We start from the raw sequence: 21653 nt of genomic DNA on the forward strand, positions 1-21653 counted from the left end.
GCTGGCGGATTTATCATAACCGACCGGCGCAGTGGTTGACGGTCAAATAGCGGCGTTTTTCAACTTGCTATTTTCCTCGTCAACTGTGCGGGGGTCTCGCTACGAAGTTTTAACAAACTTCTGCTCGGCCGCCTATTTTTCGTTACGACGGCGAACAATAAGTTTGTCTGATTTAGCTTTCTTGTTACGTGTTTTAAGACCAAGCGCAGGTTTACCCCAAGGAGTAGATGGCGCCTTACGTCCAACTGGTGCTTTACCTTCACCACCACCATGCGGGTGATCGTTAGGGTTCATTACAGAACCACGAACTGTTGGACGAATCCCTTTCCAACGGTTACGTCCAGCTTTACCAATATTAACAAGTGATTGCTGTTCGTTACCGACAGTACCGATTGTCGCACGGCAAGTACCAAGAATCATACGAACTTCGCCTGATTGAAGACGAACAAGAACATATTTACCCTCTTGTCCCAAAACTTGTGCAGAGGCACCCGCAGCACGAATGAGTTCAGCTCCCTTACCTGGCTGAAGTTCAACATTATGAACAACTGTACCAACTGGAATATTTGCAAGCGGAAGCGCATTACCAACTTTAATGTCAGCTTCTGGACCCGAAACGATACGTTGACCAACTTCAAGGCCTTTTGGTGCAATGATATATGCCTTCACACCATCAGTGTAATGAACAAGAGCAATATTTGCAGTACGGTTTGGATCATATTCGATAGTTTTAACAACCGCTTCAACACCGTCTTTGTTACGTTTGAAATCAATCAAACGGTAGTGGCGTTTATGCCCGCCGCCTTGATGACGAACAGTGATACGGCCGTTATTATTACGACCAGCTTTGTTCTTAAGCGAAACAAGCAATGATTTCTCAGGAGTGCTTGTAGTGATTTCAGCGAAGTCCAAAGAAGTCATGTTACGACGGCCATTTGTCGTTGGTTTATAAACTTTAATACCCACGTTTCTTCCTCCTTTGATTATTCAGCTTCAGCTGCAAACAGCTCAATTGCTTTAGAATCAGCTGTGAGAGTAATGATAGCTTTTTTGGTTTTTGAAGTAAAGCCAGTATAACGACCAACACGTTTTTGTTTAGGCTTTACAGTTACAGTATTTACGTTTGCGACTTTCACTCCATCAAAAGCAGCTTCAACCGCTTGTTTGATCAACAGTTTATGTGCGCGCGTATCTACCTCAAAAGTGTATTTACCTGCTTCAAGATCAATCATTGATTTCTCTGTGATAACAGGTTTTTTGATTACGTCGTACAAATTCATTATGCAAGAACCTCCTCAATTGTAGAGATCGCTTCTTTAGTAACAAGAAGTTTGTCTGCGTTTACGATATCAAGAACACTTGCAGTAGCTGCGGTTGCAACTGTTACATTTGGAAGGTTGCGTGCAGAAAGCGCTGCAAACTCATTTCCTTCTTCAAGGATTACAAGTACTTTTGAATCAACATTAAGCGCTGAAAGTACATTTGCAAATTCAGCAGTTTTCGGAGCTGCAAATGAAAGGTTTTCCACAGCTACAAATTTATCGTCAGCTACTTTAGCTGAGTAAACTGATTTCAAAGCAAGGCGACGAACCTTTTGCGGAAGTTTGTATCCGTATGAACGTGGAGTTGGTCCGAAGACAACGCCACCGCCACGCCATTGCGGTGAACGGATAGAACCTTGACGAGCACGCCCAGTTCCTTTTTGACGCCATGGCTTGCGCCCGCCGCCTGATACTGCTGAACGATTTTTAACCGCATGAGTACCTTGGCGAAGACTGGCACGTTGACTGATAACAACATCAAACACTACTGATTCGTTTGGTTCAATCCCGAAGACTGCATCATTCAATTCAACCGAGCTAACTTCTTTACCAGATTGGTCAAATAGTTTTACATTTGCCATTTTAACTGTTTTCTCCTTTCTTATTATTTAGCAGCTTTAACTGCTGATTTGATAGTGATAAGAGATTTCTTAGCACCCGGAACGTTACCTTTGATAAGAACAACGTTTTTCTCTGGGATAACTTGGACAATTTCAAGATTTTGAATTGTCACACGGTTACCGCCCATGCGTCCTGCCAAATGTTTATTTTTGAAAACACGGTTTGGCGCAACAGGTCCCATTGAACCTGGACGGCGGTGATAACGAGAACCGTGAGCCATAGGTCCACGCGATTGTCCATGACGCTTAATAGCACCTTGGAAACCTTTACCTTTTGTTGTCCCAGTAACATCAACAACATCGCCAGCTTCGAATTGTTCAACTGTAATTTCTTGTCCAACTTCCAAGCCTTCAATGTTTTTGAATTCACGAATGAAGCGCTTAGGAGCTGTGTTAGCTTTCGCCACATGGCCTTTGGCAGGTTTGTTACTCAACACTTCACGCTTGTCATCAAAACCAACTTGAACTGCTTCATAACCGTCTGTTTCAACAGTTTTTACCTGAAGTACAACATTTGGAGTTGCTTCGATGACAGTTACAGGGATAAATTCACCAGATTCAGTGAAGATTTGAGTCATTCCCACTTTTTTCCCTAAGATTCCTTTTGTCATGAGAAAATATTTCCTTTACTTATTTTTTAAAAAGTTTTTTATGAGCGTTTTTTATGCTCAAAAAAGTTTTTAACGAGCGTTTTTTATGCTCAAAGCAAGACACTAAAGACATCAAACTCAAGGTGAAAATAGGAGACCCAACGAAGAAACCTCAGTTTCTAGGAAGGACTGTCTTTTTTCACACAGAGTTTAGCCTATGTTCAATTACATTCGAACCCGCTTCTTACTTTTGTTTCAAACGGTTAAAGTTTGATTTCTACATTAACACCGCTTGGAAGATCAAGTTTCATCAAAGCATCAACTGTCTTTTGAGTAGGGTTGATGATGTCAATCAAACGTTTGTGTGTACGCATCTCAAATTGTTCGCGAGAATCTTTATATTTATGAGTCGCACGAATAACCGTGTAAAGATTACGTTCAGTTGGGAGCGGAATTGGTCCAGCAACTGTTGCACCTGTACGTGTCGCAGTTTCAACAATTTTTTCTGCTGCCGTGTCAAGTGTACGATGTTCGTATGCTTTCAAACGGATACGAATTTTTTTATTTGCCATCTTTTTCTCCTTTTCGTCTATTTAAGATAATAGGCTAGCTCCTCAAGAAAACCAACACGGGGTTACGTGGCAATGCAACCGAGCGTGTCGCAACCTCTTGTATCATAGCTAAAGCTGTATTTTTACAGCACCATAATATAATAACAGAAGAATCCAACCATTGCAAGGGTTTTAACATTTTTTTTGACTTTTTATCTTGAAAGCTTTTTCATTTTTAGCTCTGCCTTATTATTTTATATAAACAAAAATAACACCCCAAAAGTTAGATTTTTTCTGTCTAGCTTTTAGGGTGCGGTTCAAGAACCAACCTCTTTAAAGTTTATCTGCAGGATCATAGCCTAGATGTTCAAAAGCCTTTGCTGTTGCAATACGCCCCGTTCGCGTTCGCATAATGAACCCTTGCTGAATGAGATAAGGTTCATACATGTCTTCTACTGTTTCTCGCTCTTCAGCGATATTAACAGACAAAGTGCCTAATCCGACAGGACCGCCTCCGTAAACTTCAATCATGGTTTTAAGAATTTTTTGATCAACATAATCCAGACCTTCTCGGTCAACATCAAGCATCGTCAAAGCCTTATCAGCCATTTGTCCATCAATAAGACCACTGCCCATAATTTGTGCATAATCTCGCACCCGTTTGAGAAGCCGATTAGCAATACGAGGAGTGCCACGGCTGCGGCGAGCCAATTCGACAGCTGCTTCAGCTGTTATTTCCATGTTGAAAATCTCTGCTGTGCGTTCAACAATCTCTCTTAGGTCTTCTGTTTGATAATACTCCATATGACCACTAATTCCAAAGCGGGCTCGCAGAGGATTTGACAGCATACCCGCTCGAGTAGTAGCACCAATCAAAGTAAAAGGCGGTAAATCCAAATGAACACTGCGACTGGTTTCACCCGATCCAATAATAATATCAATATAAAAGTCTTCCATAGCACTATAGAGAACTTCTTCAACAGCCATAGGGAGACGGTGAATTTCGTCAATAAAAAGGACATCTCCGGGCTCTAAATCATTGAGAATCGCAACTAAATCACCAGCTTTTTCGATAGCAGGGCCAGAAGTTTGCTTAAGACCAACCCCTAATTCATTGGCAATAACAAAAGCCATAGTGGTTTTACCTAAACCTGGCGGACCAAACAACAAAGTGTGATCCAAAGCTTCATCTCGCAGTTTCGCTGCTTCTATGAATATCTTCAGCTGATCCTTAACCTTGTTTTGTCCAATATATTCTTTAAAGTATTGAGGACGGAGCGTACGCTCTGCATAGGCTTCATCACCTATTAAATCATTGTCTAACATTCGATTCATAATTTCATTTTAGCATAAATAAAACGAGTACAAAAGATTTTTTCTTGCACTCGCCAATTTTTAATCAGCACCTTTGACAGGAGCATTAGCTGCTCGAGTCACTGCTGTTTGAATAGTATCAGCATAAAGCTGCGCCCCCTTCACAACGGTATCGCTGTCTGTACCGTAATGAACACCATCGGTTCCTGCCCAAATGGATGGGTTGTCAACAGCTGCTTGATACCAGTCTGCAATGCTGATGTAATCATATTTTTTCGCCATTTTTTCTTCATATGCACGAACCTGCGCAGTTTGCGAAGTACTATCGTTAGCTTCCTCACCATTATAAGGTGTAACAAAAATAAGGTGACGCCCTTGGGGCAGCTTAGAAATAATACTATCAATTTCCGTTTTATAATCACCTACTTCATTAACACCAACCGCAACAACTACATATTTAGAAAGAGCTTTACTGCTGATATAGGTATCTAAGAGGGTATTAACTTCCGATAAATTTCTACTGACAGCTGCATCAAGATTGACACTTTCAATTGTTGCATTAATCTGATCAGTTGCACGCAAAGCAACAGAATCCCCCAAGATAGTTACTCCATCGGAGACATTGTAATCAGATGCTGTGCTGTTTTCTGCATTAGAACGTGTCAAATTCATCTTAGTCTGTGCCTGAGTAAAACTATTAATTTGAAGATCATATTCAAAATCACCTACGCTTGGTGCCGTTACAGAAATAACCAAGGCCAAAGCTGCCAAAAGACCAAGACCTCCCCAAATCCAATTCTTATAAACAACTAAGTCTCTTCCTAACAATTCTACCTTTTTACCGGCAACAAAAGGCTCAATAATATAGTAGGAAAGTGTTGCAAAAAGAAGTGAAAGAACCGTTGTCACTAACACTGCAGGAAAATTTCCCATCAGCTGACTGAAAATAATATAAAGCGGCCAATGAAAGAGATAGACACTATAGGAGATATCTGCCAAATAAGCAATAACACGAGGCTCTTTTCTCTCCGGAAGCTGCTCATGCAGAACACGAGCCGCATAAATCATACTGGCCGCAAAAAGACTGGCCAAGGCAAAACCGAAAAGATAAGTGAGCCGTCCTTCAAAATCAAGCACAAAACCTAATAACAGTAAAACTGCAGCACTTCCTGCCATATAAAGGACAGTCTTACGCAAAGGCCAAAGCCGAACATTTTTTTTGAAGCGAATAGTGGTTTCACTAATACCTGTAACTGTTGCAAAAAGAGCTCCCAAAAAGAAAGGGAAGATATGCGTTACCGTTGAAAAATAAATTGTTGAGAAATCATCCGTCAGAAAAGCCCCGATAAACATAGCTAAAAAACTTATCGCAAAGAGACTCAAGGACGTGATAAAAACTAGACCGCGAAATTGATTTTGATGTTTTACCTTTTTAGCAAAGAACCATAGCAGAGCTCCCCAAAGCAAGTAAAACTGCATCTCAATAGCCAAACTCCAAGTATGTATGAAGAGATGCTGATTAAACCGGCTCTCGTAACTTCCGCCCGTTAAAATTTCATAGAAATTGGTCATAAAGCCAAAAACCGAAGCAATTTGACGGCCAATTCCTGCCACAAAATCATTGCGGACAAAGAAAGTAAGAGGCATACAAAGTAAAACCATAATGACCAATGGCGGTATAATTCTATAAAATCGACGCCACAGAAAGCCTTTATAGTCAATCCTTTGTCTATTTGCAACCTCATCAATAAGAAGCGCTGTAATCAGGTAACCTGAGAAGGTGAAAAAAATATCCACCCCAATAAAGCCACCGGAAAAAATTCCCGAAAAAAAGTGATAAAAGAGGACGAGAAAAAGTCCTGTCACCCGAATGTAGGAGAACCAATTAATTTTCATCCCTGATAAATTCCTTGCTTAAATGTTCCTTTATAAATAACACCATCTTGAGTTGTCAGCTTGCCTTGGCCTTCTGCCTGACCGGATTTAAAATTACCAGTGTAAGTCCAGCCTTCATTTGAAGTAAATGTTCCCTGCCCTTGAAAAACACCATTTTTGAACTCCCCTTTGTAAGTATCACCATTAGCATAAGTCAGAGTTCCTTGACCATTTAGCCGATGATTAACAACATAGCCGGTATAGGTGATTTTCCCATTATCATAAGTCAAAGTTTCTTTGCTTTTAAAAGTAACCATAATAAGGGACAAAGCACAAAGTGCAATGACTAATAAAGCTATTCTCTCAAAAAAGATACGATCCAATTTTATATTTTTCATAATTTTTTACTATTAGGCATCTTTCAAAATACGATCCAACCACTGCTGACAGCCTGCTGTTACCAAGCGGTATGTTTCTTCAAAATCACCGGTATACCAAGGGTCTGGTACACCTCCCTCTATAAAGAGTTTAATTTTATCATCGAAATGTCCAGCTGACAAAGCCAATAAATCATCAACATTAGATTCATCCATTCCAATAATATAATCAAAATAATCAAAATCTGCTAAAACTAACTGCTGTGATGATTTTTTATAATTGTAAGGAATGTTGTGCCGCCTAAAGACAGCCTGACTTCCTCTATGGATAGGATTGCCATGCTCCCAGAAAGAGGTCGCTCTGCTCTCAACCAAAACGGGCTGCTCATCAAGCAAATCCTTCATGACAAACTCAGCCATTGGACTGCGGCAAATATTACCGAGACAAACAAAGCAGACTTTCTTCATAAAAGTTCCTTTCCTAAATAGGTCGTAACCATTATACAGAAAAAGCTTCAAAATAGAAAGTCAAGCGGACAAGTTCTGATAAAACAAAACACCCAACTCACTGAGTTAGGTGCCTTTTAGGAGATTTATGAAAAAGAAAAGTTATTTAGGAATGGTTATAGTATAGCCAAGCCAGCTTAATCTAAGCTAAAATTTTTCTTTCAATAAACTTAAATTAGATATTCGCCCAAACAGATTCCAAAATATTGGTTTGATCACGATCAGGACCCACTGAGAAGGTTGAAATACGAACACCCACGAGCTCGCCAACGCGACGAACATAGTTACGCGCATTTTCTGGGAGGTCATCTAGGCTACGAACACCAGTAATGTCTTCTGACCATCCTGGAAGCTCTTCATAGATTGGTTTGCAGCGCTTGAGCTGCTCAAGACTAGCTGGGTAGTGATTAATACGCTCGCCATCTAAATCATAAGCCACACAGATCTTAACCGTATCAAGCCCCGATAGAACATCAATCGAATTGAGGCTCAGGTTTGTGATACCTGACACACGGCGGCTGTGGCGCATAACAACTGAGTCAAACCAGCCGACACGACGCGGACGGCCTGTCGTTGTCCCATATTCGTGACCAACTTCACGAATGCGATCACCAACTTCGTCAAAGAGTTCCGTTGGAAATGGCCCATCACCAACACGACTAGTATAAGCCTTACAGACACCAACAACCTTGTTAATCTTGCTTGGCCCAACACCCGAACCAATGGTCACACCACCCGCAACTGGATTTGATGAGGTTACAAATGGGTATGTTCCTTGGTCGATATCCAGCATAACACCTTGTGCCCCTTCAAAAAGAACACGCTTACCGCTGTCTAAAGCATCGTTGAGAATAACCGAGGTGTCTGTTACATAATCTTTGATTTGCTGACCATATTCATAATATTCTTCAAAAATATCTTCAAAGACGAGAGAATTACACTCATACATTTTTTCAAAAAGACGGTTTTTTTCGGCCAAATTAGCTCTCAAACGCTCTGCAAAAATATCTCTGTCTAAGAGATCAGCAATGCGGATGCCAACACGCGCAGCTTTATCCATATAAGCCGGACCAATTCCTTTATTGGTCGTTCCAATCTTATTATCGCCTTTGGCAGCTTCTTGCAGCTGATCAAGTTTAATATGGTAAGGCAATATAATATGAGCACGATCCGAAATACGCAGACTATCCGTACCAATGCCTTCTGCGTGAAGATAATCTAATTCCTTGACCAAAGATTTAGGGTTAATGACCACACCATTACCGATAACCGAAATTTTTTCTGGGAAGAAAATACCTGACGGAATCAGATGCAGCTTAAATTTCTTTCCATCAATCACAATAGTGTGTCCTGCATTGTCTCCGCCTTGGTAACGTGCGATAACTTCTGCATCTTGACTGAGAAAATCCGTAATTTTCCCCTTACCTTCGTCGCCCCATTGGGTTCCAACAACTACTACTGATGTCATATTTTGATATAGGCTAAGCTTAGCGGCAAAGCCCTCATCCTTTCTTACACAACAAGGGGCAGGAGTTTCACCTGCAAGTTTGTCTTACAATTTATTATAGCAAAAATGCCAAGCTTTTTTCAATCACTATCGCAGAATTTACAAAATAATCTGATAATTTATGATAAACTGGCAAAACAGCTTTTATTAAAACTCATGTATAAGTGCTTCGAAAGCTGTTTTTACCCTAAATGATTGATAGAGGCTGGGACAAAGGTTCCTAGGCTTATCATATATAGTCATTCAGTGTATTCATTTGTGTCTTGGTATACTTACTCTCAAAAATAATAGATTGACTCACTCTTTTTATTACACTGATTATGGTTTATCTTGCTAAACGAATTAGTGAGAAAAGAGTAACTTTTAGTAACATTGCTTTTTATTTTGATAGTGTTATACTATTTAACAATTAAAAATGTATTTTTGATCATATGTACTTTCCTACTCTTATGTATGTATATTTTGGCTTCATTTATTGAAAGGAGAATACAAAATGAACAATAAAGTAAGAATATTAATTGGATTATGTTTTTTAATCGGTGCAATTGTCTTCTGTCTGAGAAAAGAGTTCGCCTATGCAATCATTTTTTTAATTGTTGGAGGATTTTATGTCTATAAAGGGGTGAAGTAAATGGGTTCCTTATTAACTATCCAAGATTTAGAGGTTTCCTATACCAAAGGACAACCAGTCATTAAAGGAATCGATTTAAAGATAAACGAGAACACCATTTATGGACTGGTTGGGAAAAATGGTTCAGGAAAAACGACTTTACTAAAAACGATTAGTAGTGTGTTTAACAAAAATAATTATAGCTTGGACCATTTTAGTTTTTTAGGAAAACCTTCTAATTTAAATAATAAAACCTATCAACTCAGTAAATATACAGTTTTCACCGAAAGCGAGTGCTTTTTGAATTGGACATTTGATAAGTATATCCAAATGGTCTGCAGGCTCTATAAACTTTCTATAGATGATACGAGGCTATCTGAACTTGTGAAGGGTTTTAAATTTGAAGAATATCGTAAAAAGGAGATTCGAGAACTATCAACTGGAAATAAGAAAAAAGTTTTTTTGATAACTGGACTATATCTCAGAAGACCCCTATTGATATTGGATGAGCCGTTTGATGGACTGGATTTTGAGTCAACTGAGTATTTGTATAAAAAAATTACATCCTATAAATCATACGGCAGCATCATTATGAGCACTCATTTTGCCGAAAGCGTAGTACGTGTATGTGATAGTCTTTATATATTAGAAAATGGAAATGTAACTCTATTTCAAGGGAACCTGACGGAATGGTTAGAATCTGTGAAATCTGAAAGGAATTAGAAATGGTATGGCAAGCAATCTGTAGGGATATATTTTCTAAACAAAGAATATATCTTTTCGTTATCTCCTTATTCGTCGTATTCATGATACGAAATTCGTTGTCATATAGTCACAATTTGACGATATCACTACTTTCAGTTTTATTGATCACTTTCATCAGTTCATGTCAACTATTCTTCTCCTATTTTAAACCTGCAAGGGTTGAGGGATATTATCAGCTTCCAATTTCGCTTAAAGTCTTTTATTCCCAATTTCTATCCGTAGCATTCCTTTCAAACCTAATGGAAAGAATATTGCTAGTGGTTATTCTTTTTAAAGAAACAAATTGGACAAACATACTATTACTTATTCTGTATTCACTTTTAGTCATCATCAGTAGTTTTAGACTCACCAGACATTGGACAGAAACAAATAAAAAAAGAAAGAAGTTCTTAGTAACACTACTAATTCTTATATTTTTATTTGCGATTCCAATCACAAAATCCTTCTACTTACTGATATTTTTGCTCATTTTAGAATGGATTATAGTTCTAAAAAATGATAGTCGTTTTTATTTAGATGATCTTTCAATTAAAAATCACAAAGTAAATTTTGGAAATTATTTCTTTACTGCTGTAGCAAAAGAAAGATATTTTTATTTTAATACGGTTGCCTCGATTTTTTTCATTGGTCTTTTATTTTTCCAAGATCTACCCACAATTTTAAAATTTCCTATGTTATTCACCGTAGCCTCGATGAATACACCACTAACGACACTCATTTCAGGTACACCACAAATGAAAACACATTTGCAGTCACTTCCAAATTCTTTCATTGTTTATAATATGTACTTACAGTGTTTAATCTCTTATTTCTTTATAACAAATACACTAGTAGCATCTCTCTATATATACTCTACACATAATCTTTATATCTTAATATGGGTGTGGACCTACACCATACTGGAAGCTGCAAGCTATTTGTTTTTAGAAAAATATATAACAATTAACCATTGGAATATTAAAAAAGAACTCTGGAAACATCCAAGAAAATATATTATTCCATTACTTACTTATCTATTTTTCTTCTTTTTATTTTCTTAGTAAAGCAATTTAATTATCACACAAAAAGCCCTATTTCGCGAGGGCTTTTTATTATTTTAAAAACTCTTTTTCAGCTGTATGCCCCCTACAGGGATCGAACCTGTGACCCACGGATTAAGAGTCCGCTGCTCTGCCAGCTGAGCTAAGGAGGCGAAAGCTGTATTGGTACCGGTGATTCACGTTTTGTATTGAACCCGCGACGTCTAAGAGCAGGTGGGTGACGCGATTCCAACTGAAGTTGCTTCTGGGTGAGCCAGCTTGCATACTGTCGGAATTCTTTTGTCTCCCGAAAATACAAAAATTAGTCGGTCAACACTTAGATGTGAACTCGTATACCACAGCAAATGTATGTTTCTATAATACCACTTTTGGAAATTATTGCAAGAGGGAAAAACACTTTTTGTCAGTGGATATCATTAACGAGAGAGTTTATCAATTTTATCTTTATTTGCACCCAAAGCACGCTCATATTTCCCAGTTTCATTGGCTTCAAAATAGTTCTTCCCAAGTAATTTATCAGGCAGATACTGCTGTTTAACCCATTTCTCCGGATAAGCATGCGGATATTTGTAATCTTGGGCATTTCCCAACTCCTTACTGCCAGAATAGTGGCCATCTCTCAGATGACGCGGAACTGGCAAATTACCAGACCGTTTAAGATCAGACAGAGCCTCATCTATTGCCATAATGGCAGAATTAGATTTGGGAGAAAGAGCTAAATCAATCACAACATTTGCAATTAAAATACGTGCCTCAGGAAAACCTATACGCTGCGCCGCTTCCAAAGCAGTCACCGTATGAATCTGCGCTTCTGGATTGGCCAAGCCAATATCTTCATAAGCAATTACTGTTAAACGCCGTGCTAAACTAGATAAGTCTCCTGCTGCGATCAGACGTGCTGCATAATGCAGGCTAGCATTGACATCCGAACCGCGTATTGATTTTTGGAGGGCTGATAAAACATCATAATGACCATCCCCATCCTTATCCATGGTAATATAGCTGCGCTGCAAACTATTTTCAACAGTATCCAAAGTAATATGCCGCTGACCTTTTTCATTTTCAGGAGTTGACATGATAGCTAACTCTAAAGAATTATAAGCCGATCGTAAATCCCCGTTAGTAGCTGCTGCAATAAAATCTGCTGCTTTTTCTTCCAAGGAAATATCAAAATCAAAACCATTTTCCTTATCTTTGATGGCATGATAAATAGCAGATTTAATATCTTCTCTGGTCAGTGGCTCTAATTCAAAAATTTGAACACGGCTGCGTATAGCTGGGGTTACTGAGAAAAAGGGATTTTCCGTCGTTGCTCCAATCATAATGATATTGCCATTTTCAAGCAAAGGCAAAAGAAAATCCTGTTTTGTCTTATCCAAACGATGAATTTCATCTAAAAGCAGGACCAACCCACCTGAAAACTTGGCTTCCTCAGCGATTTCCTGCAATCGCTTTTTTGTATCAACAGTAGCATTGAACGTACGGAAAGCATACTTGGTTGTTCCTGCAATTGCTGATGCTATTGAGGTCTTTCCAATTCCTGGAGGACCGAATAAAATCATAGATGACAGCATATTAGCTTCAACCATTCGCCGAATAATTTTCCCTTCTCCCACCAAATGCTGCTGGCCGATAACGTGATCAATAGTCTTAGGACGCATGCGCAAAGCTAGATTATCTTGCATAATTTTCTCCGATAGTTAAATTACTGTCTATTATAATAGATTTATGTCTCTTATCAAAACAGAAATCTTCAAAAGTTCTTCTTGTCAAAGCCCTTTTTTTGTGATAGAATGCTTTGGTATGTGGTGCTAGCACATCCGTAATAAATTCTATGCAGGAGGAAAATACGAAATGGCTAAAGTGTGTTACTTTACAGGTCGTAAGACTGTTTCTGGAAACAACCGTTCACACGCGATGAACAAAACCAAACGTGCCGTTAAACCAAATCTTCAAAAAGTTACTGTTTTGATTGATGGTAAACCCAAAAAAGTTTGGGCTTCAGCTCGTGCTCTGAAATCAGGCAAAGTTGAACGCGTTTAATGACGAAATTAGACTGGAACTTGTTTCTGGTCTTTTTATTATCGCATTTGAAACTATCGTCTCCCGAATTTTTTACATTCCTTAGACAAACTCTGCTATTTCCCAAAGAATAAGAAGCTTAAGAGTACTTTTATTGAAAAATATGGTATAATAGTTAGTCAATAGGTAAAAATCTACAGAAAGAAGGTGCCAGTATGGGATTTACAGAAGAAACTGTTCGTTTCAATCTTGATGACAGTAATAAAAAGGAAATCAGTGATACATTGACAAATGTCTATCGCTCATTGGATAAAAAGGCTACAATCCAATTAATCAAATTGTTGGTTATGTCTTAAGTGGTGACCCTGCTTATGTACCTCGTTACAACGATGCCCGCAATCAAATTCGTAAGTATGAACGCGACGAAATCGTTGAGGAACTCGTTCGCTACTATCTTCAAGGAAATGGGATTGATCTCTAATGCGTATAATGGGACTTGATGTTGGCTCAAAAACAGTTGGCATTGCTATCAGCGATCCCCTAGGTTTTACTGCTCAAGGCGTTGAAATCATTCCGATTAATGAAGAAGCTGGAGAGTTTGGATTTGAACGCCTAGAAGAGCTTATCAAAAAATATAAGGTAGATAAATGCGTCGTCGGTCTTCCTAAAAATATGAATAACACGGAAGGTCCCCGCGTAGAAGCCAGCAAGGCCTACGGGAGTAAAATCACTGAGCTTTTTAACATTCCTGTAGATTATCAGGATGAACGGTTAACAACGGTGCAAGCAGAGCGTATGCTAGTCGAACAGGCTGATATCAGCCGCAGTAAACGTAAAAAGGTTATTGATAAGTTAGCAGCACAGCTGATTTTACAAAATTATTTAGATAAAAATTTCTAAGGAGAAACTAATGGCACACAATCACGAACATGAGGTCATCACACTTGTTGATGAACAGGGAAATGAAACACTTTTTGAAATCCTTTTAACTATTGATGGACGTGAAGAGTTTGGTAAAAACTATGTTCTTTTGGTTCCTGCCGGAGCGACAGAGGATGACAATGGTGAAATCGAAATTCAGGCCTATTCCTTTACTGAAAATGAGGAAGGAACTGAGGGCGACTTACAGCCAATTCCTGAAGATGCCGATGCAGAGTGGAATATGATTGAAGAAGTTTTTAATAGCTTCCTTGATGAAGAATAAATACAGTCGTTAATACGACCAGTGATAGTTTAATATTCAAACAGTCTACCTTGCTGACATAATTGTTTAGAATTTTTCAAGAGGTGAAAATGCGGATTTTCAAAAGAAACCCGTATTTTTTATGTTATTATTTTCGAATTATCCATAAAAAAGGAGAATTTTTATGGATAACCTATCACTAACCAAAGAGGAGCGGTATTTTCTTGAGCAATTTAATCAAAAACAGTTGCACTCTTTTCGAGAGTTAGTTATTTATGCAAAAATCAGTGAAAAATTGACTAAATCATAATATCTGATATACTGGAATAAGACATTTTAAAGGGCTATTCCCGAAGAGATGAATCTTCCTAAACAAAGGAGTTTTACTGTGAGTCAAACACACGAGGACAGTATTTTACATCAAGACAATCGTAAAAAATACAGTCGTTCCCGCCATCGCCGCTCAGATAAAGAAAATCAATCTAATTTCAAAGAGCAAAATAGAAATCCAGAGACAGCTATTTCGGTTGATTTTAGACACCGTTTGTCTATTATTTTCTTTAGTCTAATATTGACTATTTTTAGCATTTCTGTTCCCCTTTTTACGGACTTTGCAAATGGATTGCAGTCTCAAAATCTTTATACGGGGCTGATATTTTCTAAAGGAGCTCTACCTTACACAAATATTTTTGCAACGGGAGGCTTTCTCTACTATGTGTTGATAGCCTTGGCTTATTATTTAGGCAGTACACTGTGGCTTTTACCTTTGCAGTTTTTAGCTTATTATGTTTCTGGTATTTACCTTTACAAAACGGTAACACACCTAACAGGTAAAAAAGAAGTTGCAGCTGCTATAAATTTAATCTTTTTTGTTTTAAATGGTACGCTCGGTTTTGGCGGACTTTACCCTGTTCAATTTGCCTTCCCGTTTATCCTGGCTGGAATCTGGTTCTTAACCCGTTACTTTGCGGGAGTTACTCGAGATGAAATGTTTATCTTTTATGGTCTTGCAGGGACGGTAGCCTCTTTAATTGAGGCACGCAGCTTAATTTTTTGGGTGCTTTCCTTAATCGCTGTTTTTGTTTACAACTTGATTAACCGTCATTTTGCTCGCGGTTTTTATCAGGTGCTTTGTATTATCTTTGGAAATATTCTTATTCTTTATGTTGCCGTTTATTTCATTATTAATCTCGAAATTACGTCAACCTATATCAAACAAGTTCTTGGTTATTACTTCGGTCATTTTGCCTTATCCAACCAGAATCTTCTTCTAACAATTCTTTATCAAGTGGTTATTATTTTTGGTTCAGGCCTTCTTCTTGGACTAATTGGGTTTGCTAAACAGGTTGGAAGCAATGCTCAGGATAAAGCTATAAAAACGGTTTTAATGCTAAGTCTTCTGGTGACAGCTATTTACATTATAGCTTCTCAAAGCTATAATGTCTTTACCAGTCTGCACTTGCTTCCTTACGGTTTGATTTTAACAGCCCTTTATTTAAGTGATGTGGTTACACAAGTTAATTCCGGACGCTCACATCGTCGCAGAAAATCTGGTGATTCATCTTTTCAAGTTTTTAGCTTCTATCTAAGCCGCAGTCTTTTTCTTCCTATTGTCGTATTGTCTCTTGCTTTCGCAGAACCCATTGTGATGTATCTATATAATTTGAAGACTAACAATGAACGAACTGTTGTTGCGGACTACATTTCAGAAAATACCAGCTCTAATGACTCTATTTATGTTTTTGACTCTACGGCAAAAATTTATGCAAAAAGCGGACGGCTGCCTGTATCTCAGTTTGCTCTTCCTGATATCAATACTGCTGAATCTTCAAATTCTAAAAAATTAGAAGATACTCTTCTTCAAAATTCTGCTAATTATATCATTGTCCGAAAAGACAAAAAAATATCAGATCAAGTCTCTGCTGATTTATCTAACTATTATGAAGCTGTATCTGTAGATGGTGTGTCTGATTTCATTATTTACCATTTGAAATAAATCAAAAATCAATATCTTGTGGTTGTAAAAAAAATATACCACAAGATATTGATTTTTTTCTGACTAGTGCTATAATGGAGTCCGAGGTGATTTGATATGATAACACTAGAAAAAGAAAAAACTGTAACACAGCCAGCTATCAAAGTTATTAAACGCGATGGTCGTTTAGTTGCTTTTGACACAGATAAAATTTATGATGCTTTACTAAAAGCAAGCGAGAATGTTTCGACAATTTCGCCATTATTAGAAGCTAAACTGGAAGGAATTGCCAACAAAATTGTAGCTGAAATTTCCAACCGTTTTTCTGATAATATCAAAATTTACGAAATTCAAAGTATTGTTGAACATGAGCTGCTGCAAACAGGAGAATATGCCATTGCAGAGCAGTATATCAATTACCGTACACAGCGTGATTTTGAACGCTCAAAGGCTACCGATATTAATTTCACTATCAATAAATTAGTTAATAAAGATCAAGCTGTTGTTCATGAGAATGCCAACAAAGACAGTGATCTTTATAATACTCAGCGTGACTTGACAGCAGGTATCGTTGGTAAGTCTATCGGTCTTAAAATTTTGCCGCCCCATGTTGCCAATGCACATCAAAAAGGGGATATTCATTATCATGACCTCGACTACAGCCCATACACTCCAATGACCAACTGCTGCCTAATTGACTTTAAAGGCATGCTTGCTAACGGATTTAAAATTGGAAATGCTGAGGTTGAAAGTCCGAAATCCATTCAAACAGCGACAGCCCAAATCTCGCAAATTATTGCCAATGTTGCTTCGAGTCAGTACGGAGGCTGTACGGCAGATCGTATTGATGAATTTTTGGCACCATATGCGGAGCTTAATTATCAAAAACACCTAAAAGATGCCAGAGAATGGGTAACAGAAGACAAACACGAAGCCTATGCTCGTACTAAAACGCAAAAAGACATCTATGATGCTATGCAAAGTTTAGAGTATGAAATCAATACCCTTTTTACTTCCAATGGCCAAACTCCGTTTACGTCACTTGGTTTTGGACTTGGTACAAGTTGGTTTGAACGTGAAATTCAAAGAGCTATCCTCCAAGTGCGCCTGCTAGGGCTTGGTGCAGAACAACGCACTGCTATTTTCCCAAAACTTATCTTTACGCTAAAGAGCGGCTTGAATCTTGAGCCGGGAACTCCAAATTATGATATCAAAGAGCTAGCGCTTGAGTGTGCTACCAAGCGCATGTATCCTGATGTTTTGTCCTACGATAAAATTATTGATTTGACAGGTTCTTTCAAGGCTCCTATGGGCTGCCGCAGTTTCTTGCAAGGGTGGAAAGATGCTAACGGTGTTGAGGTAAATTCCGGTCGAATGAATCTTGGTGTGGTCACTGTTAATCTTCCGCGCATTGCAATGGAATCTAAAGGGGATATTAACAAATTCTGGGAAATCTTTGGCGAACGAATGACTATTGCTAAGGATGCCTTAGTTTATCGGGTAGAACGCTGTAAAGAAGCTACACCCGCTAACGCGCCAATTCTTTACCAATACGGGGCTTTCGGACAGCGTTTAGGTAAGTATGACAATGTTGACGAGCTTTTCAAAAATCGCAGAGCCACTGTATCGCTCGGTTACATTGGACTCTATGAAGTTGCTACCGTTTTTTATGGCAATGAGTGGGAGCACAATCAGGAAGCCAAGGATTTTACAATTTCTATTGTGAGTCAAATGAAAAAAGCTTGTGAAGATTGGGCAGAAGAATATGATTATCATTTTTCCGTTTATTCAACACCATCTGAAAGTTTAACGGATCGCTTCTGCCGCTTGGATACCGAGAAATTCGGCCTTGTTTCAGATATTACAGACAAGGAATACTATACCAATTCTTTCCACTATGATGTCCGCAAAAATCCAACACCATTTGAAAAACTAGATTTTGAAAAGGTTTATCCAGAAGCGGGAGCCAGCGGTGGCTTTATTCATTACTGTGAATACCCTGTTTTACAGCAAAATCCAAAAGCTCTTGAAGCTGTTTGGGATTACGCCTACACCCGTGTCGGATATCTTGGTACTAATACACCAATTGATAAATGTTATAAATGTGAGTTTGAAGGGGACTTTACTCCTACAGAGCGTGGTTTTATGTGTCCAAACTGTGGTAATACCGATCCTAAAACGGTAGATGTTGTCAAACGCACCTGCGGTTATCTTGGCAATCCGCAAGCTCGGCCAATGGTCAATGGACGTCACAAGGAAATTTCTGCTCGCGTAAAACATATGAACGGTTCAACCATTGCTTTTGAAGGACGGCCAAATTCACAATAAAACAAGAGTTTGGGACAAAAGTCTCAAACTCCTTCAATCTGTGCAACATCAAATGTTTGACGCAGTGGTTGGGAGAAAGACTTGTTGGCTAGGCCAACTTAGTCTTACCCCTGCACAGTTCATTAGGTGCTTTAGCACCAATGAACCACTGCTTATTGGAAGTCCTTATCCCTTGCTAGACAAGATACAAAGAGCGTTTACGAGTAAAGGCAAAATAGGAGTTTCTCCTAGAGTCACAAGACTCTAGGAGAAACTATCTTTTTGACACAGCTCGTAGCTCGTGTTCAATTACGCAAGTGATAGCTCCAACAGTTTGGGGAACTGTTGGAGATTATCTAATCCCATGAACGTTAGTTCATATCAATCCCTAACAAACTGTGCGGAGGTAGGACAACAAAATCGAAATTGTCATTTCATGACGATTTTCCAATTTTTTATACGTAATCTTCACGATTACACTCTTCTGTGGGTGATTGCGCAGCAATCATCGTGGTTTGTCCCACTCTCTTTGCCATCCCCCTTCATAATGGGAACGACAGTAAATTGACCAGCCTGTTCAGTTTCCTCAAACAACTATGAAAGAAAAGGAGATGCTATGGCTCAAGATACTGTATTTTTCGATTTAGAAGACAAAGAAGAACTTAGTCAGGATTTGACAAAAGTATCCGACTCACTTAGTGAGATCGGTTATAATCCCGTTAATCAAATTGTAGGTTACATCTTAAGTGGGGATCCAGCCTATATTCCTAGACATAAAAATGCCAGAAACCAAATGCGTCATCACCAACCTGATGATATCGTAGAAGAGCTGGTTCGATTTTATTTAAAACATAAAGCATCATAAAATTGCAGAAAGGGGAAATAGAGTGGCTTAAGGCAGCTATTAGTAACCTTAATAAAGTAATACGCTGCCTCTCTAAACATTATTATGGGCAAGTACCAACTAGACTATAAAGGCCTGCAACAAGTTGAGCGATTCCATGAAAAACAATCAAAAGGCGTCCTCAGCGGAAATGATAAAAAAGCACGGGCTCAAGCACTGTTACAAAAAGCAGCAAAGAAAAGAATAAATCCAACAAGTTCAGATTAACACAATCTAAAAGTAACTAGTTTATATCCAAGGAGTGTCAAACGCTCCTTTTTCAATCATGGAAGGAGAAGGGCTATGGAGCTGCGCCGCCCAACTGCAAAAGACAAAGCTGCCATACTTGATATGATAAATGAGTTTGAAACATCAAACTCATCTCACGATGGTGAGGACGGTTTTTGGAACAGCGGGTGCTTTGATTATGATGATTGGCTCAGCGCAAATCTAGCAAACGAAATAGGAATCAGTCTTCCAGAAGGCCATGTTCCATCCATCCAGTTTGTTGCTTTTGAAGGAGACAGAGCTATTGGTTTTCTTAACCTGCGCCTTCGGTTGAATGGGGAACTACTTGAAATTGGCGGACATATTGGTTATGCTATTAGACCTAGTGAACGTGGTAAAGGCTATGCCAAAATGTTGCTTTGCTATGGACTTAAAGAGGCTAAACTTAAAAATATTGACAGAGCACTCCTGACCTGCCGCACAGATAATGCTGCCAGCCGATCGGTTATCAAAGCCAACGGCGGTAGGCTAGAAGATATAAGAGCAGGAGTTGAACGTTACTGGATAGAGTTAACTGACTGGAAAGGAGATGAAGATGGAAAATGAAAACTGGAACACTCCCAAGCCTGAGGAATGGAAATCTGAGGAACTTAGTCAAGGGCGTATCATTGACTATAAAGCCTTTAACTTTGTAGATGGTGAGGGCGTTCGCAACTCACTTTATGTATCAGGCTGCAAATTTCATTGTAAAGGCTGCTATAATGCTGCTACTTGGTCATTTAAAGCTGGTATTCCCTATACGCAAGAGCTGGAAGAGCAAATCATGTCAGATTTAGCTCAGCCTTATGTGCAGGGGCTGACTCTGCTAGGCGGAGAGCCCTTTCTGAATACTGGTATTCTCATCCCTTTGATTAAGCGCATTCGGCGTGAACTTCCTGATAAAGATATTTGGTCTTGGACGGGTTATACTTGGGAAGAAATGATGCAGGAAACCGATGATAAGCTAGAATTACTCAATTTAGTAGATATATTGGTTGATGGCCGTTTTGATATCACCAAGAAAAATCTCATGCTCCAATTTCGCGGTTCTTCTAATCAACGTATTATTGATGTTAAAAAGTCTCTAGCAGAAGGACACGTGCACATTTGGGATAAACTTAATGACGGAAAAGCTGCTTATGAACAAATTGATCGTAAGGGTATGATTTAAAAAAGTCTGGGTAAAACCCAGACTTTTTTACTGCTCTAAATAGTTTTGACAAATACTAACTGATGTGCTGCTGACAAATCTTTTTGATAATGAAAGCCATTAAAACTAATCGCTTTTAAGGCTTCAACCGTTTCAATTTGATTTTCAAGCGCAACTGTTAAAAACTGACCACGCGCTTTTTTAGATATAGTCGAATGCGTTTGGAGCTTGCCGGCTTTATTTTCCATAAATTTAACCCGAACAAAACTATCACGAACAGATTTTGAAAACACCTCTTCAAACTCATTAGAAAGCAGCGAAATAATACTATCTTTATGACTGACAACCTGATCATAAGTATCCCGCCAATAAAACTTAAGTGATCGACCATCAACTTTAATCCGAGTGTGAAAATCATGACGATGCTCTGCTATGGCTTCAAAAGCTGAAATGATACCATAAAAAGATGATGCAATGAGTACCTGATTAGCTAGATAATGTTGCTCCGCTTTTGACAGATTATCCCGCTTGATATTACGATACATAAGACCATTGAAAAGCCTGATTGCTGGATAAGCTGGCGCTCCGTCGGTCATCTCCTGCCAGCGCTTAGCTTCTTTCTTCGCAGATTCTGGCTTAATTTTATAAGCCTGAGCCAATTCTTTTGTTGATAAATTCAGCATTTCCTGAAGAATAGCCGAGCTTTTCTCTGATAAAAAATGGGGAAACGTTTCATCTGAAACTTTCATTTCTTTAGCCGAAGGAATTAAAAAGGTTAACATAATGTT

Annotated in this window: 24 protein-coding genes, 1 tRNA gene, 1 other RNA gene and 1 pseudogene; 13 read left to right on the plus strand and 14 right to left on the minus strand. The window is 38.7% G+C overall.

What is annotated here, in order from left to right; translation table 11 throughout:
- Nucleotides 1–132: 132 nt before the first annotated feature.
- From rplB to ACVRZ8_RS04005, 10 genes are all read right to left on the minus strand, one after another.
- A complete protein-coding gene (rplB, locus tag ACVRZ8_RS03960) occupies nt 133–966 on the minus strand; it encodes a 50S ribosomal protein L2 (protein ID WP_447448015.1) in 834 nt (277 codons plus the stop codon).
- A gap of 17 nt (nt 967–983) precedes the next feature.
- Complete coding sequence (locus tag ACVRZ8_RS03965; RefSeq protein ID WP_447448016.1) at nt 984–1280, minus strand: 50S ribosomal protein L23; 297 nt, start codon at nt 1278–1280, stop codon at nt 984–986.
- Entirely contained in the window at nt 1280–1903 is a 624-nt protein-coding gene (rplD, locus tag ACVRZ8_RS03970; protein ID WP_447448018.1) for a 50S ribosomal protein L4, read from the minus strand. The genes ACVRZ8_RS03965 and rplD overlap by 1 nt, the downstream gene beginning before the upstream one ends.
- Before the next feature lie 23 nt (nt 1904–1926).
- Nucleotides 1927–2553 (minus strand): 50S ribosomal protein L3, encoded by a 627-nt coding sequence (rplC, locus tag ACVRZ8_RS03975; protein ID WP_447448020.1) that lies wholly within the window; start codon nt 2551–2553, stop codon nt 1927–1929.
- 242 nt (nt 2554–2795) lie between these two features.
- Nucleotides 2796–3104 (minus strand): 30S ribosomal protein S10, encoded by a 309-nt coding sequence (gene rpsJ, locus ACVRZ8_RS03980; protein WP_447448021.1) that lies wholly within the window; start codon nt 3102–3104, stop codon nt 2796–2798.
- Between the two features lie 312 nt (nt 3105–3416).
- Entirely contained in the window at nt 3417–4418 is a 1002-nt protein-coding gene (gene ruvB / locus ACVRZ8_RS03985; protein ID WP_447448022.1) for a Holliday junction branch migration DNA helicase RuvB, read from the minus strand.
- Between the two features lie 60 nt (nt 4419–4478).
- Complete coding sequence (locus ACVRZ8_RS03990; RefSeq protein ID WP_447448023.1) at nt 4479–6293, minus strand: acyltransferase family protein; 1815 nt, start codon at nt 6291–6293, stop codon at nt 4479–4481.
- On the minus strand, nt 6290–6670 hold the full coding sequence (locus ACVRZ8_RS03995; protein ID WP_447448024.1) for an MORN repeat-containing protein: 381 nt from the start codon (nt 6668–6670) through the stop codon (nt 6290–6292). Before ACVRZ8_RS03995 ends, ACVRZ8_RS03990 begins: the two co-directional genes overlap by 4 nt.
- 12 nt (nt 6671–6682) lie before the next feature.
- The gene (locus ACVRZ8_RS04000; RefSeq protein ID WP_447448025.1) at nt 6683–7117 is read right to left on the minus strand and encodes a low molecular weight protein-tyrosine-phosphatase; all 435 of its coding nucleotides are present in this window, start codon (nt 7115–7117) and stop codon (nt 6683–6685) included.
- 214 nt (nt 7118–7331) lie between these two features.
- Entirely contained in the window at nt 7332–8624 is a 1293-nt protein-coding gene (locus tag ACVRZ8_RS04005; RefSeq protein ID WP_447448026.1) for an adenylosuccinate synthase, read from the minus strand.
- A 670-nt stretch (nt 8625–9294) separates the two neighbouring features.
- Between ACVRZ8_RS04005 and ACVRZ8_RS04010 the strand changes: the two genes are divergently transcribed.
- Nucleotides 9295–9996 (plus strand): ATP-binding cassette domain-containing protein, encoded by a 702-nt coding sequence (locus tag ACVRZ8_RS04010; RefSeq protein ID WP_447448027.1) that lies wholly within the window; start codon nt 9295–9297, stop codon nt 9994–9996.
- 281 nt (nt 9997–10277) lie between these two features.
- Nucleotides 10278–11078 (plus strand): hypothetical protein, encoded by an 801-nt coding sequence (locus ACVRZ8_RS04015; protein WP_447448028.1) that lies wholly within the window; start codon nt 10278–10280, stop codon nt 11076–11078.
- A gap of 79 nt (nt 11079–11157) precedes the next feature.
- Here ACVRZ8_RS04015 and ACVRZ8_RS04020 read toward each other — a convergent pair.
- The 3 genes from ACVRZ8_RS04020 to ACVRZ8_RS04030 form a co-directional block, all read right to left on the minus strand.
- Nucleotides 11158–11230, minus strand: a tRNA-Lys gene (locus tag ACVRZ8_RS04020).
- A non-coding RNA gene (ssrS, locus tag ACVRZ8_RS04025) (6S RNA) lies at nt 11229–11425 on the minus strand. Before ssrS ends, ACVRZ8_RS04020 begins: the two co-directional genes overlap by 2 nt.
- A gap of 69 nt (nt 11426–11494) precedes the next feature.
- Nucleotides 11495–12763 (minus strand): replication-associated recombination protein A, encoded by a 1269-nt coding sequence (locus ACVRZ8_RS04030; RefSeq protein ID WP_447448029.1) that lies wholly within the window; start codon nt 12761–12763, stop codon nt 11495–11497.
- A 169-nt stretch (nt 12764–12932) separates the two neighbouring features.
- On the opposite strand from ACVRZ8_RS04030, the gene rpmB reads away from it, so the two are divergent.
- From rpmB to nrdG, 11 genes and pseudogenes are all read left to right on the plus strand, one after another.
- Nucleotides 12933–13121, plus strand: coding sequence for a 50S ribosomal protein L28 (gene rpmB, locus ACVRZ8_RS04035; protein ID WP_006146171.1), 189 nt, complete (start codon nt 12933–12935; stop codon nt 13119–13121).
- Between the two features lie 194 nt (nt 13122–13315).
- Nucleotides 13316–13581, plus strand: a pseudogene (locus ACVRZ8_RS04040) (IreB family regulatory phosphoprotein).
- Nucleotides 13581–14000 (plus strand): Holliday junction resolvase RuvX, encoded by a 420-nt coding sequence (gene ruvX / locus ACVRZ8_RS04045; RefSeq protein ID WP_447448030.1) that lies wholly within the window; start codon nt 13581–13583, stop codon nt 13998–14000. Before ACVRZ8_RS04040 ends, ruvX begins: the two are co-directional and overlap by 1 nt.
- Before the next feature lie 10 nt (nt 14001–14010).
- Complete coding sequence (locus ACVRZ8_RS04050; protein ID WP_447448032.1) at nt 14011–14304, plus strand: DUF1292 domain-containing protein; 294 nt, start codon at nt 14011–14013, stop codon at nt 14302–14304.
- A gap of 163 nt (nt 14305–14467) precedes the next feature.
- The gene (locus ACVRZ8_RS04055; protein WP_447448033.1) at nt 14468–14593 is read left to right on the plus strand and encodes a hypothetical protein; all 126 of its coding nucleotides are present in this window, start codon (nt 14468–14470) and stop codon (nt 14591–14593) included.
- Between the two features lie 78 nt (nt 14594–14671).
- Nucleotides 14672–16279: a glycosyltransferase family protein gene (locus tag ACVRZ8_RS04060; protein WP_447448034.1), complete on the plus strand. Its 1608-nt coding sequence runs from the start codon at nt 14672–14674 to the stop codon at nt 16277–16279.
- Between the two features lie 96 nt (nt 16280–16375).
- Nucleotides 16376–18586 carry an anaerobic ribonucleoside-triphosphate reductase gene (gene nrdD / locus ACVRZ8_RS04065; RefSeq protein WP_447448035.1) on the plus strand — a complete coding sequence of 737 codons (2211 nt, stop codon included), beginning with the start codon at nt 16376–16378 and terminating at the stop codon, nt 18584–18586.
- A gap of 595 nt (nt 18587–19181) precedes the next feature.
- Nucleotides 19182–19430: an IreB family regulatory phosphoprotein gene (locus ACVRZ8_RS04070; protein WP_447448036.1), complete on the plus strand. Its 249-nt coding sequence runs from the start codon at nt 19182–19184 to the stop codon at nt 19428–19430.
- A gap of 84 nt (nt 19431–19514) precedes the next feature.
- Nucleotides 19515–19676 carry a hypothetical protein gene (locus ACVRZ8_RS04075; RefSeq protein WP_447448037.1) on the plus strand — a complete coding sequence of 54 codons (162 nt, stop codon included), beginning with the start codon at nt 19515–19517 and terminating at the stop codon, nt 19674–19676.
- Nucleotides 19677–19751: 75 nt separating this feature from the next.
- Nucleotides 19752–20282, plus strand: a complete 531-nt coding sequence (locus tag ACVRZ8_RS04080; protein ID WP_447448038.1) for a GNAT family N-acetyltransferase — start codon at nt 19752–19754, stop codon at nt 20280–20282.
- Nucleotides 20272–20886, plus strand: a complete 615-nt coding sequence (gene nrdG / locus ACVRZ8_RS04085; protein WP_447448039.1) for an anaerobic ribonucleoside-triphosphate reductase activating protein — start codon at nt 20272–20274, stop codon at nt 20884–20886. The genes ACVRZ8_RS04080 and nrdG overlap by 11 nt, the downstream gene beginning before the upstream one ends.
- Nucleotides 20887–20921: 35 nt before the next feature.
- Here the strand turns inward: nrdG and yaaA are convergent, their stop codons facing one another.
- Nucleotides 20922–21647, minus strand: coding sequence for a peroxide stress protein YaaA (gene yaaA, locus ACVRZ8_RS04090; protein ID WP_447448040.1), 726 nt, complete (start codon nt 21645–21647; stop codon nt 20922–20924).
- Nucleotides 21648–21653: the final 6 nt, after the last annotated feature.

The organism is Streptococcus dentiloxodontae (assembly GCF_053206925.1).

Excerpts from the sequence above, each read along its gene's own strand:
- ACVRZ8_RS04030 (WP_447448029.1), bottom strand. The coding sequence starts at position 12,763 with ATGCAAGATAATCTAGCTTTGCGCATGCGTCCTAAGACTATTGATCAC.
- ACVRZ8_RS04080 (WP_447448038.1), top strand. The coding sequence starts at position 19,752 with ATGGAGCTGCGCCGCCCAACTGCAAAAGACAAAGCTGCCATACTTGAT.
- ruvB (WP_447448022.1), bottom strand. The coding sequence starts at position 4,418 with ATGAATCGAATGTTAGACAATGATTTAATAGGTGATGAAGCCTATGCA.
- ACVRZ8_RS04010 (WP_447448027.1), top strand. The coding sequence starts at position 9,295 with ATGGGTTCCTTATTAACTATCCAAGATTTAGAGGTTTCCTATACCAAA.
- ACVRZ8_RS03990 (WP_447448023.1), bottom strand. The coding sequence starts at position 6,293 with ATGAAAATTAATTGGTTCTCCTACATTCGGGTGACAGGACTTTTTCTC.
- ACVRZ8_RS03965 (WP_447448016.1), bottom strand. The coding sequence starts at position 1,280 with ATGAATTTGTACGACGTAATCAAAAAACCTGTTATCACAGAGAAATCA.
- rpsJ (WP_447448021.1), bottom strand. The coding sequence starts at position 3,104 with ATGGCAAATAAAAAAATTCGTATCCGTTTGAAAGCATACGAACATCGT.
- ACVRZ8_RS03995 (WP_447448024.1), bottom strand. The coding sequence starts at position 6,670 with ATGAAAAATATAAAATTGGATCGTATCTTTTTTGAGAGAATAGCTTTA.
- ruvX (WP_447448030.1), top strand. The coding sequence starts at position 13,581 with ATGCGTATAATGGGACTTGATGTTGGCTCAAAAACAGTTGGCATTGCT.
- ACVRZ8_RS04055 (WP_447448033.1), top strand. The coding sequence starts at position 14,468 with ATGGATAACCTATCACTAACCAAAGAGGAGCGGTATTTTCTTGAGCAA.
- nrdD (WP_447448035.1), top strand. The coding sequence starts at position 16,376 with ATGATAACACTAGAAAAAGAAAAAACTGTAACACAGCCAGCTATCAAA.
- yaaA (WP_447448040.1), bottom strand. The coding sequence starts at position 21,647 with ATGTTAACCTTTTTAATTCCTTCGGCTAAAGAAATGAAAGTTTCAGAT.
- rpmB (WP_006146171.1), top strand. The coding sequence starts at position 12,933 with ATGGCTAAAGTGTGTTACTTTACAGGTCGTAAGACTGTTTCTGGAAAC.
- ACVRZ8_RS04075 (WP_447448037.1), top strand. The coding sequence starts at position 19,515 with ATGGGCAAGTACCAACTAGACTATAAAGGCCTGCAACAAGTTGAGCGA.
- ACVRZ8_RS04000 (WP_447448025.1), bottom strand. The coding sequence starts at position 7,117 with ATGAAGAAAGTCTGCTTTGTTTGTCTCGGTAATATTTGCCGCAGTCCA.
- ACVRZ8_RS04005 (WP_447448026.1), bottom strand. The coding sequence starts at position 8,624 with ATGACATCAGTAGTAGTTGTTGGAACCCAATGGGGCGACGAAGGTAAG.
- rplD (WP_447448018.1), bottom strand. The coding sequence starts at position 1,903 with ATGGCAAATGTAAAACTATTTGACCAATCTGGTAAAGAAGTTAGCTCG.
- ACVRZ8_RS04015 (WP_447448028.1), top strand. The coding sequence starts at position 10,278 with ATGGAAAGAATATTGCTAGTGGTTATTCTTTTTAAAGAAACAAATTGG.
- ACVRZ8_RS04050 (WP_447448032.1), top strand. The coding sequence starts at position 14,011 with ATGGCACACAATCACGAACATGAGGTCATCACACTTGTTGATGAACAG.
- nrdG (WP_447448039.1), top strand. The coding sequence starts at position 20,272 with ATGGAAAATGAAAACTGGAACACTCCCAAGCCTGAGGAATGGAAATCT.
- rplC (WP_447448020.1), bottom strand. The coding sequence starts at position 2,553 with ATGACAAAAGGAATCTTAGGGAAAAAAGTGGGAATGACTCAAATCTTC.
- ACVRZ8_RS04070 (WP_447448036.1), top strand. The coding sequence starts at position 19,182 with ATGGCTCAAGATACTGTATTTTTCGATTTAGAAGACAAAGAAGAACTT.